At 71.2% G+C, this 12,443-nt stretch carries 10 protein-coding genes; 1 reads left to right on the top strand and 9 read right to left on the bottom strand.

Annotated elements, in window-relative coordinates:
- Positions 1 to 103: 103 nt before the first annotated feature.
- The 9 genes from pssA to SXIN_RS05620 all read right to left on the bottom strand — a co-directional run bounded on the left by pssA (position 104) and on the right by SXIN_RS05620 (position 11,052).
- On the bottom strand, positions 104 to 886 hold the full coding sequence (pssA, locus tag SXIN_RS05660) for a CDP-diacylglycerol--serine O-phosphatidyltransferase (protein WP_370739361.1): 783 nt from the start codon (positions 884 to 886) through the stop codon (positions 104 to 106).
- A 55-nt stretch (positions 887 to 941) separates the two neighbouring features.
- Positions 942 to 1,589, bottom strand: a complete 648-nt coding sequence (locus SXIN_RS05655; RefSeq protein WP_039823373.1) for a phosphatidylserine decarboxylase — start codon at positions 1,587 to 1,589, stop codon at positions 942 to 944.
- Between the two features lie 190 nt (positions 1,590 to 1,779).
- The gene (locus tag SXIN_RS05650; RefSeq protein WP_019710958.1) at positions 1,780 to 2,985 is read right to left on the bottom strand and encodes an acyl-CoA dehydrogenase family protein; all 1,206 of its coding nucleotides are present in this window, start codon (positions 2,983 to 2,985) and stop codon (positions 1,780 to 1,782) included.
- Positions 2,985 to 3,497, bottom strand: coding sequence for a MaoC family dehydratase (locus SXIN_RS05645; RefSeq protein WP_019710957.1), 513 nt, complete (start codon positions 3,495 to 3,497; stop codon positions 2,985 to 2,987). Before SXIN_RS05645 ends, SXIN_RS05650 begins: the two co-directional genes overlap by 1 nt.
- Before the next feature lie 4 nt (positions 3,498 to 3,501).
- Positions 3,502 to 4,482: an HpcH/HpaI aldolase/citrate lyase family protein gene (locus tag SXIN_RS05640; RefSeq protein WP_019710956.1), complete on the bottom strand. Its 981-nt coding sequence runs from the start codon at positions 4,480 to 4,482 to the stop codon at positions 3,502 to 3,504.
- A complete protein-coding gene (locus tag SXIN_RS05635) occupies positions 4,479 to 6,500 on the bottom strand; it encodes a protein meaA (protein ID WP_039823371.1) in 2,022 nt (673 codons plus the stop codon). The genes SXIN_RS05640 and SXIN_RS05635 overlap by 4 nt, the downstream gene beginning before the upstream one ends.
- Positions 6,501 to 6,516: 16 nt before the next feature.
- Entirely contained in the window at positions 6,517 to 7,854 is a 1,338-nt protein-coding gene (gene ccrA, locus SXIN_RS05630; RefSeq protein WP_019710954.1) for a crotonyl-CoA carboxylase/reductase, read from the bottom strand.
- Positions 7,855 to 8,276: 422 nt separating this feature from the next.
- Positions 8,277 to 9,152 (bottom strand): TetR family transcriptional regulator, encoded by an 876-nt coding sequence (locus SXIN_RS05625; RefSeq protein WP_019710953.1) that lies wholly within the window; start codon positions 9,150 to 9,152, stop codon positions 8,277 to 8,279.
- Between the two features lie 85 nt (positions 9,153 to 9,237).
- Positions 9,238 to 11,052 carry a 3-hydroxyacyl-CoA dehydrogenase family protein gene (locus SXIN_RS05620; protein ID WP_019710952.1) on the bottom strand — a complete coding sequence of 605 codons (1,815 nt, stop codon included), beginning with the start codon at positions 11,050 to 11,052 and terminating at the stop codon, positions 9,238 to 9,240.
- 694 nt (positions 11,053 to 11,746) lie between these two features.
- On the opposite strand from SXIN_RS05620, the gene SXIN_RS05615 reads away from it, so the two are divergent.
- On the top strand, positions 11,747 to 12,427 hold the full coding sequence (locus tag SXIN_RS05615) for a HEAT repeat domain-containing protein (protein ID WP_095756673.1): 681 nt from the start codon (positions 11,747 to 11,749) through the stop codon (positions 12,425 to 12,427).
- The last annotated feature ends 16 nt before the right edge of the window (positions 12,428 to 12,443 follow it).

Genomic DNA, 12,443 nt, shown 5'->3' with positions numbered 1-12,443 from the left:
CAGCGTCCCGCCCGCGGGCGGAACGCGGCGCGGGATCCGGAAACGCCCGTGGGCCCGAGCGGGGTGCTCGGGCCCACGGGCGTCGTGGCGTGGAAGGCGGGACCTACGGCAGCTGGGCCGCCCGGGCCTCACGCCGGTTGCCGCGGAAGGTGTTCACCCGCCGCGCCGTGGCGAAGAGCGGGATGACGGCGCCCAGGACCACCTGGAGCGCGCAGCCCGTCTGCAGCAGCAGCTGGCCGCCGGGGGAGTCGAACGCCCAGGCCGCCAGCATGCCCATGCTCGCGGCAATCCAGGCGAGCATGGCGACCGCCAGCGCGCCCCGGGGCTTCGGGTACTCCACCCGGCTCACCATCAGCCAGGCCACCCCGATGATCGCCAGCAGCGTCGGGAAGAACGGCAGCTCCAGCAGGACGATCGACACGACGGTCAGCGCCCCGAACGGGGAGGGCATCCCCTGGAAGATCCCGTCCCGCAGCGTGACGCAGGAGAACCGCGCCAGCCGCAGCACCACCGCCAGCAGCACCACGATCGCGGCCACCGCCGACATCAGCTGGTGGGCGTCGTTGGCGACCATGCCCCAGACCACGACGAAGTACGCCGGCGCCAGACCGAAGCTGACCAGGTCGGAGAGGTTGTCCAGCTCCGCGCCCATCGCCGAGCTGCGGAGCTTGCGTGCCACGAGCCCGTCGAAGAGGTCGAAGACCGAGGCGAGCAGCATCAGCATGACGGCGGTCGCGGCGCTGTGCCGCGCCATGCCGCTGACCTCGCTGCCCGTGATGTGCGGGATGAGCACCCCGGTGGTGGTGAAGTACACCGCCAGGAAGCCGCAGGTGGCGTTGCCGAGGGTGAGGGCGTCCGCTATCGACAGGCGTGTCGACAGCGGCATGTCGTCGTCCTCGTCCGCCTCGGCGTCCGGGACCCACGAACTCTCCGCCCGGGAATCAATCACGGTCAAGACGAGTCACCCCTGCCTGTGTGGCCTGGCCCACCTCGACGTCCACCTCGACACCTTCCGGGAGGTAGACGTCGACCCGCGAACCGAAGCGGATCAGGCCGATGCGCTCACCCTGCTCGACCTTCGTGCCCTGCGTGACGTACGGGACGATGCGGCGCGCCACGGCGCCGGCGATCTGCACCATCTCGATGTCGCCGAGCTCGGTGTCGAAGTGCCAGACCACCCGCTCGTTGTTCTCGCTCTCCTTGTTGAACGCCGGGACGAATCCGCCGGGGATGTGCTCGACGGAGGTCACCGTGCCGGCGAGCGGGGCACGGTTGACGTGGACGTTCAGCGGGCTCATGAAGATCGCGACGCGGGTGCGCCCGTCCTTCCACGGCATGATGCTCTGCACCACACCGTCGGCCGGCGAGATCACTCTGCCCTGGGTGATCTCGCGCTCGGGGTCGCGGAAGAACCACAGCATGCCCGCCGCCAGAGCGGTGGCGGGCACGGCGACCGCTGCCGCGCGCCCGGAGCGCCGGGCGCGGGACAGGCTGATGGCCGCGGTGGCCACGGTCGGGAGGAGCCACGGCGACGCGCCGCGCGCGAGGCGGACCCGGCCGCGTGGTGCAGAGGGTTGGCTGTGGGGCATGGATGACCTTCGTAGCGGATGATGCCGCGCTTCGACTGGGGACGGCGGCTTTCCGGGATGGTATCGGTTACGAGCGGCAACTGGGCAAGCCAGAAGCTCAGTCGATGTCCGAACAGTGATCACCCCGGGTGAGCTTTCGTGATCCCCGCCGAGGGAGAAATCGGCACCGAAGCGGAGCGATCCACTGCGATCACCCCTGGAACCGGTACTCCTCGAGCAGACGGCGGCCAATGATCATTTTCTGAATCTCGGCGGTTCCTTCTCCGATGAGCAGCATCGGCGCCTCTCGGTACAGGCGCTCGATCTCGTACTCCTTGGAGAAGCCATAGCCACCGTGAATCCGGAAAGCGTCTTCGACGACCTCTTTGCAGTATTCGGAGGCGAGATACTTCGCCATGCCCGCTTCGAGGTCGTTCCGTTCCCCGGAGTCCTTTTTGCGTGCTGCGTTCACCATCATCGCATGGGCGGCCTCGACCTTGGTGGCCATCTCGGCCAGTTTGAACTGGATCGCCTGGTGCTGGGCGATCGGCTTGCCGAAGGTCGTGCGCTGCTGCGCGTAGGAAACCCCCAGCTCGAAGGCGCGCTGGGCGACACCGCAGCCGCGGGCGGCGACGTTGACGCGGCCGACCTCGACCCCGTCCATCATGTGATAGAAGCCACGTCCGGTGGTGCCGCCGAGCACGCGGTCCGCCGGAATCCGCAGTCCGTCCATGATGAGTTCGGTCGTGTCGACGCCCTTGTAACCCATCTTGTCGATCTTGCCGGGGATGGTGAGGCCCGGGCGGACCTCGCCGAAGCCCGGCTCCTTCTCCACGAGGAAGGTCGTCATCGACTTGTGCGGGGCGGTGCCCTCGGGGTGGCCCTCGTCCGTGCGGCAGAGCACCGCGACGAGCGTGGACGTGCCGCCGTTGGTCAGCCACATCTTCTGGCCGGTCAGGACGTACTCGTCGCCGTCCCTGACGCCCTTGGAGGAGATGGCGGACACGTCGGAGCCGAGCGCGGGCTCGGACATCGAGAAGGCGCCGCGCACCTCGCCGGCCGCCATCCGGGGCAGGAAGTGGTCCTTCTGCTCCTGGGTGCCGTGCTGCTTCAGCATGTACGCCACGATGAAGTGGGTGTTGATGATGCCCGAGACGCTCATCCAGCCGCGGGCGATCTCCTCCACGCACAGCGCGTAGGTGAGCAGGGACTCGCCGAGGCCGCCGTACTCCTCGGGGATCATCAGGCCGAAGATGCCGAGTTCCTTCAGCCCCTCGACGATCTGCGTGGGGTACTCGTCGCGGTGCTCCAGCTCGGTGGCGACCGGCAGGATCTCCTTGTCGACGAAGTCCCGGACGGTGGAGAGGATCTCCTGCTGGACGTCGGTCAGGCCGGGGGTCTGCGCGAGACGGCTCATCACTTCTCCTGGGACTTGAGCTGGGGGCGGCCGGGCTGCTCGCCCCCGCGCGCCTCGGTGTACTTCGCGGTCGGGACCATCACCTTGCGCCGGAAGACGCAGACGAGGGTGCCGTCCTGCTTGTAGCCCTTGGTCTCGACGTAGACGATGCCGCGGTCGTCCTTGGAGCGGGACGGGGTCTTGTCGAGGACGGTCGTCTCGCCGTAGATGGTGTCGCCGTGGAAGGTCGGCGCCACGTGCTTCAGCGACTCGATCTCCAGGTTGGCGATGGCCTTGCCGGAGACGTCCGGCACGGACATGCCGAGCAGCAGCGAGTAGATGTAGTTGCCCACCACGACGTTCTTGCCGAAGTCCGTCGTCTTCTCGGCGTAGTTGACGTCCATGTGGAGCGGGTGGTGGTTCATGGTGAGCAGGCAGAAGAGGTGGTCGTCGTACTCGGTGACCGTCTTCCCGGGCCAGTGCTTGTAGACGGCGCCGACCTCGAACTCTTCGTAGGTGCGTCCGAACTGCATGGGATCAGGCCTCCGGCGGGGTGAACGTGGTGGTACGGGTCATGCCGGCGGCGCGGCCCTTGCCGGAGACGACGAGCGCCATCTTGCGGCTGGCCTCGTCGATCATCTCGTCGCCGAGCATGGCGGAGCCCTTCTTGCCGCCCGCCTCGGAGGTGCACCACTCGTAGGCGTCGAGGATCATCTCCGCGTGGTCGTAGTCCTCCTGCGAGGGGGAGTAGATCTCGTTGGCCGCCTCGACCTGGCCGGGGTGGAGCACCCACTTGCCGTCGAAGCCCAGGGCGGCGGAGCGGCCGGCGACCTCGCGGAAGGCGTCCACGTCGCGGATCTGCAGGAACGGTCCGTCAATGGCCTGCAGGTTGTGCATGCGGGCGGCCATGAGGATGCGCATCAGGATGTAGTGGTAGGCGTCGGCCGGGTAGCCGGGCGGCTGCTGGCCGACGACCAGGGTCTTCATGTTGATGGAGGCCATGAAGTCGGCCGGGCCGAAGATGATGGTCTCGATGCGCGGCGAGGAGGCGGCGATCGCGTCCACGTTGACCAGGCCCGCGGCGTTCTCGATCTGCGCCTCGATGCCGATCCGGCCGACCTCGAAGCCCATGGTCTTCTCGATCTGCGTGAGCAGCAGGTCGAGGGCGACCACCTGGTCGGCGCTCTGCACCTTGGGCAGCATGATGCAGTCGAGGTTGGGGCCGGCGCCCTCGACGACCGTGACGACGTCGCGGTACGTCCAGTGGGTGGTCCAGTCGTTGACCCGTACGACCCGGGTCTTGCCCGTCCAGTCGCCGTTGTTCAGCGCGTCGACGATGGTGTGCCGGGCGCCTTCCTTCGCCAGCGGGGCGCAGGCGTCCTCCAGGTCCAGGAAGACCTGGTCGGCGGGGAGCCCCTGGGCCTTCTCCAGGAAGCGCGGGTTGCTGCCGGGCACGGCCAGGCAGGAGCGGCGCGGGCGGAGACGGTTCTCGCCGGCGGCGGGGGCGGGGGCGGTCATGCGTGGTCCTCCTGGAGGTCGAGAGGGTCGAGCTTGTTCGCGATCCGGATCTCGTCGACGATGCGGCCGATGATCTCCGTGATCCCGAAGTCCTTCGGGGTGAAGACGGCGGCGACCCCGGCTTCCCGGAGCGCCCGCGCGTCGGCGCTCGGGATGATCCCGCCGACGATCACCGGCAGGTCCGCGGCGCCGGCCCGGCGGAGGCGTTCCACGACGTCCGGTACGAGCTCGGCGTGCGAGCCCGACAGGATCGACAGGCCGACGCAGTGCACATCCTCGGCCACGGCCGCGGAGACGATCTGCTCGGGGGTCAGCCGGATTCCCTGGTAGACCACCTCGAAGCCCGCGTCGCGGGCCCGTACGGCGATCTGCTCGGCGCCGTTGCTGTGCCCGTCGAGGCCGGGCTTGCCCACCAGCAGCCGCAGCTTGCCGCTGCCGAGCTCCTCGGCGGTGCGGGCCACCTTGGCGCGGACGGCGCCGAGCGGGGTGCCCTGCTCGGCCGCGACGGCGAGCGGGGCGCTGCTGACGCCGGTGGGGGCGCGGAACTCGCCGAAGACGTCCCGCAGCGCCCAGGCCCACTCGCCGGTGGTGACGCCCGCGCGGGCGCACTCCAGGGTGGCGGGCATGAGGTTGGTGTCGCCCGCGGCGGCGGCCTTGAGGGCGGACAGGGCGTCCTGTGCGCGGGCCTCGTCGCGGTCGTCGCGCCAGCGGTGCAGGGCCTCGACGACCCGGGCCTCGTTCTCCGGGTCGACCGTCATGATGGCGGTGTCGAGGTCGGCGGTGAGCGGGTTCGGCTCCGTCGACTCGTAGCAGTTGACGCCGACGATCTTCTCCTCGCCGGACTCGATCTTCGCGCGGCGTTCGGCGTGCGAGGCGACGAGCTGGGACTTGAGGTAGCCGGACTCGACGGCGGCCATGGCGCCGCCCATCTCCTGGATCCGCTCGATCTCGGCCAGGCACTCCTCCACGAGGGAGTCGACCTTGGCCTCGATGACGTGCGATCCGGCGAAGATGTCCTCGTACTCCAGCAGGTCCGACTCGTGGGCGAGGACCTGCTGGATGCGCAGCGACCACTGCTGGTCCCAGGGCCGGGGCAGGCCCAGCGCCTCGTTCCAGGCGGGGAGCTGGACGGCGCGGGCGCGGGCGTCCTTGGAGAGGGTGACGGCCAGCATCTCCAGCACGATGCGCTGGACGTTGTTCTCCGGCTGGGCCTCGGTGAGGCCCAGGGAGTTGACCTGGACGCCGTAGCGGAAGCGGCGCTGCTTGTCGTTCTCGACGCCGTACCGCTCGCGGGTGACCCGGTCCCAGATGCGGCCGAAGGCGCGCATCTTGCACATCTCCTCGACGAAGCGGACGCCCGCGTTGACGAAGAAGGAGATGCGGGCGACGACGTCCCCGAACTTCTCCGGCGGCACCTGGCCGGAGTCGCGCACCGCGTCGAGCACGGCGATCGCCGTGGACATCGCGTACGAGATCTCCTGGACCGGGGTGGCGCCGGCCTCCTGCAGGTGGTAGCTGCAGATGTTGATCGGGTTCCACTTGGGGATGCTGGCCACCGTGTACGTGATCATGTCGGTGGTCAGCCGGAGGCTCGGCCCGGGCGGGAAGACGTGCGTCCCCCGGGAGAGGTACTCCTTGACGATGTCGTTCTGCGTGGTACCGGACAGCTGGGTGATGTCGGCGCCCTGCTCCTCGGCGACCACCTGGTACATCGCCAGCAGCCACATGGCCGTGGCGTTGATGGTCATCGAGGTGTTCATCTGCTCCAGGGGGATGTCCTGGAACAGCCGGCGCATGTCGCCGAGGTGGGAGACCGGGACCCCGACCCGGCCGACCTCGCCCTTGGCGAGGACGTGGTCGGGGTCGTAGCCGGTCTGCGTCGGCAGGTCGAACGCGACCGACAGGCCGGTCTGGCCCTTGGCGAGGTTCCGCCGGTAGAGCTCATTGGAGGCTTCCGCGGTGGAATGCCCCGCGTAGGTCCGCATCAGCCACGGACGATCCTTGCGACGCTCAGTCATCGGTGAAAGACCCGTCTCAGACGTTCCGGAAGCGGTTGATGGCGTCGAGGTGCTTGGCGCGCATCTCGTGGTCGCGGACGCCCATGCCCTCCTCGGGGGCGAGGGCGAGCACGCCGACCTTGCCCTGGTGGAGGTTGCGGTGCACGTCGTACGCGGCCTGGCCGGTCTCCTCCAGGCTGTACGTCTTCGACAGCGTGGGGTGGATCTTGCCCTTGGCGATCAGGCGGTTGGCCTCCCACGCCTCGCGGTAGTTGGCGAAGTGCGAGCCGACGATCTTCTTGAGCGACATCCACAGGTAGCGGTTGTCGTACTCGTGGTTGTAGCCGGAGGTCGAGGCGCAGGTGACGATGGTGCCGCCCTTGCGGGTGACGTAGACCGAGGCGCCGAAGGTCTCGCGGCCCGGGTGCTCGAAGACGATGTCCACGTCCTCGCCGCCGGTGAGCTCGCGGATGCGCTTGCCGAAGCGCTTCCACTCGCGCGGGTCCTGGTGGTGCTCGTCCTTCCAGAACTTGTAGCCCTCGGCGTTGCGGTCGATGATCGCCTCGGCGCCCATCGAGCGGCAGATGTCCGCCTTCTGGTCGCTGGAGACGACGCAGATCGGGTTGGCGCCGCCGGCCAGCGCGAACTGGGTGGCGTAGGAGCCGAGGCCGCCGCTGGCGCCCCAGATGAGGACGTTGTCGCCCTGCTTCATGCCGGCGCCGTTGCGGGAGACGAGCTGGCGGTAGGCGGTGGAGTTCACCAGGCCGGGGGCCGCCGCCTCCTCCCAGCTGAGGTGGCCGGGCTTCGGCATCAGCTGGTTGGACTTGACCAGGGCGATCTCGGCGAGGCCGCCGAAGTTGGTCTCGAAGCCCCAGATGCGCTGCTCCGGGTCGAGCATGGTGTCGTTGTGGCCGTCGGCGGACTCCAGCTCCACGGAGAGGCAGTGCGCGACGACCTCGTCACCGGGCTTCCAGGCGTTGACCCCGGGGCCGGTGCGGAGCACGACGCCGGAGAGGTCGGAGCCGATGATGTGGTACGGCAGGTCGTGCCGCTTGGTGAGCGGGGAGAGCCGGCCGTACCGCTCCAGGAAACCGAAGGTCGAGACGGGCTCGAAGATCGAGGTCCAGACCGAGTTGTAGTTGACGGAGCTGGCCATGACGGCGACGAGGGCCTCGCCCGGGCCGAGCTCGGGCACCGGCACGTCGTCCAGGTGCAGGGACTTGCGGGGGTCCTTGTCGCGGCTCTCGGCGCCGGCGAACATCTCCTGCTCGTCCTTGTGGACGGTCACGGCCCGGTAGGACTCGGGCAGCTGCAGGGCGGCGAAGTCGGCGGACGTCGTACCGTCCGCGACGATTGCGTCCAGGATCTCATTCACGGTTGGGGCCTCCGGCGAAGCGTTTGGGGACGCTTGAGGGAACGCTGGGGTCTTGTCACTGTGCCGCCGGGGCGGCACGGTGTGCGGCTCGCCATGCGGTCCGCACGGGTGGTGCTGTGGCGGCGCTGGTGAGCGCTCTGTTGTGGTCCCGGACGGGTCCGGGACTGCCTGTGACGCAGGCGCCGGGGCACACGGCGGGAGCCGTGGGGACAGCGCCCCGGACGAGCACCACCGTATGGCACGGCGTGCCACTCGACAAGACACTGCGTGCCAAGAATTTCTCTCACCCGTCGCGAAGGGTGCGCACATGAGCGGAGGGTGTGAGGGGGGAGGGGGAGGAGGGTGGGAGGAGAGTGGGGGGAGACGGCAGAACGGCCGCCCGGGGAGGCGGCCGTTCTGCCGGAGTGCGGGACCGGGAGGGGTCAGTCCTTCTTGAGGGCCCGCTCGATGGTGCGTATGACCTCGCTGAGCGGGGCGTCCGTACGGGCCACGGTGACCAGGACCTCGTCGGTCGCCGAGGCCGTCACCGCCGGAGCCCGGTCCCGCCCGGCGGAATCCCCGGCGGCCGGCCCGTCCGCGGCCTCCTCCGCCGCGGGCCGCACCGCGCTGCCGATGCCGCTGCCGAAGGTCTCCCGGACGATCGCGAAGGCCCGGTCCAGCTGCGCCTCCACGTCGCCCTCCCCGCCGGCCCGCAGCCAGCGCCGCAGTACGTGGTTGTGGGCCGTCACCACGGCCGAGGCGGCGACCTCGGCGAGCAGCGGGTCGTCGTCGCCGTCCCGGTGGGCCCGCTCGTCGAAGTGGCCCAGCAGATAGCGCGTGAAGAGTCGCTCGTAACGGGCCACCGAGGCGATCTCCCGCTCCCGCAGTGTGGGCACCTCGCGGGTGAGGCGGTAGCGCTCCACGGACACGGCCGGGGAGGCCGCGTACATCCGCATGACCTCCTTGATGCCCCGGCAGACCGTGTCCAGCGGATGCTCCTCCGGCGGGGCCGCCGCCAGCACCGCCTCCGCCCGGACCAGGGTGTCGTCGTGGTCCGGGAAGATCGCCTCTTCCTTCGAGCGGAAGTGCCGGAAGAAGGTGCGCCGGGCGACCCCGGCCGCGGCGGCGATCTCGTCCACCGTCGTGGCCTCGTAGCCCTTGGTCGCGAAGAGCTCCATCGCCGCGGCCGCCAGCTTCCGCCGCATGGTGAGCCGCTGGGCGGCGGCGCGGCGATTGCCGGTCGTGTCCGAACTGTCCTGGTTCGACGGGCCTTTCACGGCCGTGCGCGGGGGGCGGGCGGACTTCACGGGATGGGACATGTGGGGAACGTAACACGCCTCCTCGGGGCCGTGCCGGGACGGACCGCCACCGGGATCCAGCAGTCCGCCCCAGCCCCGGGACCGGTCAGGCCCTCGCATACTCGCGGAAGCCGCGCCCCGTCTTGCGGCCCAGGCAGCCCGCCGCGACCAGGTGCTCCAGAAGCGGCGCCGGCGCCAGGCCCGGCTCCCGGAACTCGTTGTGCAGCACCTTCTGGATGGCCAGCGAGACATCCAGGCCGACCACGTCCAGCAGCTGGAACGGGCCCATCGGGTAGCCGCCGCCGAGCTTCATCGCGGCGTCGATGTCGTCCAGCGTCGCGTAGTGCTCCTGGACCATCTTGACCGCGTTGTTGAGGTACGGGAACAGCAGCGCGTTGACGATGAACCCGGCGCGGTCGCCGCAGTCCACGGGGTGCTTGCGCACCTTGGCGCAGACCTCGCGGACCGTCGCGTGGACGTCGTCCGCGGTGAGCACCGTGCGGACCACCTCGACCAGCTTCATCGCCGGGGCGGGGTTGAAGAAGTGCATCCCGATGACGTCCTGCGGGCGGGAGGTCGCCCGGGCACAGGCCACGACCGGCAGGCTGGAGGTGGTGGTGGCGAGCACCGCGCCCGGCTTGCAGACCTTGTCGAGGGTGCCGAAGAGCTGCTGCTTGACGGCGAGGTCCTCGGCCACGGCCTCCACGGCCAGGTCGACGCCGGCGAAGGCGTCGAGCGAGCCGGCCGGGGTGATCCGGGCCAGCGTCTCGTCCCGCGCCTCGGCCGTCATCCGGCCCTTGTCCACGGACCGGCCCAGGGACTTGGCGATGCGGGCCTTGGCCTTGTCGGCCTTCTCCTGGCCGCGCGCGGCGAGCACCACGTCGTAACCGGCCTTGGCGAACACCTCGGCGATACCGCTCGCCATGGTGCCGGAGCCGGCCACGCCCACACTGCTCACGGGGCGGCCCGCGACGGCCGCCGCGTCCGCGGCCGGGGTCAGCTCGTCCGGGACGACGGTGCCGCTGCCCGGCGCCTCGTAGCTGTAGAAGCCGCGCCCCGTCTTGCGGCCGGTCAGCCCGGCGGCGCTCAGCTGCTTGAGGACCGGGGACGGGGCGTGCAGCCGGTCGCCGGACTCGGCGTACATGGCCTCCAGGACGGTGCGCGCGGTGTCGATGCCGATCAGGTCCAGCAGCGCGAGCGGGCCCATCGGCAGGCCGCAGCCCAGCCGCATGGCGGCGTCGATGTCCTCGCGGGTGGCGTACTTGGCCTCGTACATCGCCGCGGCCTGGTTGAGGTAGCCGAACAGCAGGCCGTCGGCGAGGAAGCCGGGACGGTCGCCGACCGCCACCGGCTCCTTGCCCAGCTCGCGGGCGAGTGCGGTCACCGAGGCCGTGGCGGCCGGGGCGGTCAGTACCGTGGAGACCACCTCGACGAGCTTCATCGCCGGGGCCGGGTTGAAGAAGTGCAGGCCCAGCACCCGCTCGGGGCGGGCCGAGTCGGCGGCGAGCCGGGTCACGGAGAGCGCGTTGGTGCCGGTGGCCAGGATGGCCTCGGGGCGGACGATGCCGTCGAGCGCGGTGAACACCTCGCGCTTCGTCTCGTACTCCTCCGGCACCACCTCGATGACGAGGTCGGCGTCGGCCGCGGCCTGGAGGTCGGAGAAGGTGCGGAAGCGGGCGAGCATGTCCTGGCGCTCCTGCTCGGTGATCCGCTCGCGGGCCACGGCGTGCGCGGTCGAGCGCTCCAGGGCCGCCACGGCGTCGCGGGCGGCGGCCTCGCTGATGTCGATACCGATGACCTCGCGGCCGGCGCGGGCCAGGACCTCGGCGATGCCGGTCCCCATGGTGCCGAGGCCGACGACGGCCACGACGGGAAGGGTGACGGCGGGAGCAGCGGAATCGGGAGTGGGATTGCGGTCCATCGCGGACTCCAGAAGGTAATCCCCGGACACGTCGGGCGGGGAGAGTGACGACTGAGGAGGACGGGGCCCGCGGGCGCCGAACGGGCGTGCGCGGCCTGGGAATCGGGCGTGCGCCCCGAGACGGGCACCGCTGTTCGGGCACTGCGGGTGGTCGGGCACTGCGGAACGCGCCCCGGGCGGGCGCGGGCGCCCGGCGGGACACCGGCGGGCCCTGTCCCCGGGACCGCGCCGTGCTGCCGGACCGGCGGAGAAACCGGGCCGGACCGGCGGTGCCTCCGGCGGCTGCGTCACCAGGCCACCGGAAACGGGTCCGCACCGGCCGCTGTGGCGGCGTACGGACTCCTGCGACGAGGGTAGGCGGACGGTCCGTTCCGCGCCACCCCTGCGCCCATGTGATCTGCGCCGCTCACAAGTGAGCGCTGGGGCGGTGGGGCGGACCGTCGTGGGACCGCGGCGCCGCGGCCGGTGCCGGGGCGGTGGTGCCGGGGCGGTGGTGCCGGGCGGGGCCCCTGGGGCGGATGGTCCGGCGGCCCGGCCTCCGTACGGCGATACGCGGAAGGTCACCCCGGTCCGGAAGTGACCCCGGGGCCCGGGCCGGGTAGAGAGGTTAAACCCGCCGGTGCCGGGAGCCGCGCCCGTGCGGGACGGTCCGGTGCCGGGGCGTCCGGCACCGTGGTGGGGAGGGGACAAGGACATGGCGGCCGGTGGCCATACGGCGGGACGCGAGGACCGGGCGGCGCTCGGCGCGCTGCTGGAACGGGTGAGCCGCGAAGCGGCCCGGGCCGGGGAGACCGCGGCCTGCGGCACCCTCGCCGCGCTCGCCCGCAGAACACTCTCCGGCGCGGGCGGGACCGCCGCCCTGGACGAACTGGCCGCCCTGCTCACCCGCCCCGGACAGCCCCTGTGGGCCCGCGAACTGGCCGCCTTCACCCTCGGCTGCCGCGGCGACCGGCGCGCCTTCGAGACCCTCGTCCTGCTCCTCAACCACCGCGACCCGGGCCGCTGCGCCACCGCGGCCCACGCCCTCGCCCGCCTCGGCGACCCCCGGACCGCGCGGGCCGCCGCCGCGCTGGCCACCAACCCGCTGCGCACCGCCTACGCCCTGCACCCGGTGCGGCTGCTGACGGCGCTGCGGGCCCCCGAGTCCGTACCGGCCCTGATCACCACCCTGGAACGGCTGGTGGGCTCCTCGCGGCGCGGCGGGCCGGCCGGGTACGGGCAGATCGCGATGGCCTGCGTCGAGGGGCTGGCGGTGCTCGGTGACCGGCGGGCGATCCCGGTGCTGAACGCGGCCCGGGAGCACCCCCGGCTCGCGCCCGCGGCCTCCGCGGCACTGGGGCGGCTCACCAGGACGGGGCCGGCGGGGAAGACCTGACACGCCGTGCGGCCGG

The sequence above is a fragment of the Streptomyces xinghaiensis S187 genome (assembly GCF_000220705.2).
Classification (GTDB): Bacteria; Actinomycetota; Actinomycetes; order Streptomycetales; family Streptomycetaceae; genus Streptomyces; species Streptomyces xinghaiensis.
The sequence above is the reverse complement of the archived record's forward strand: the minus strand, read 5'-3'. Positions and strand labels throughout refer to the sequence as shown.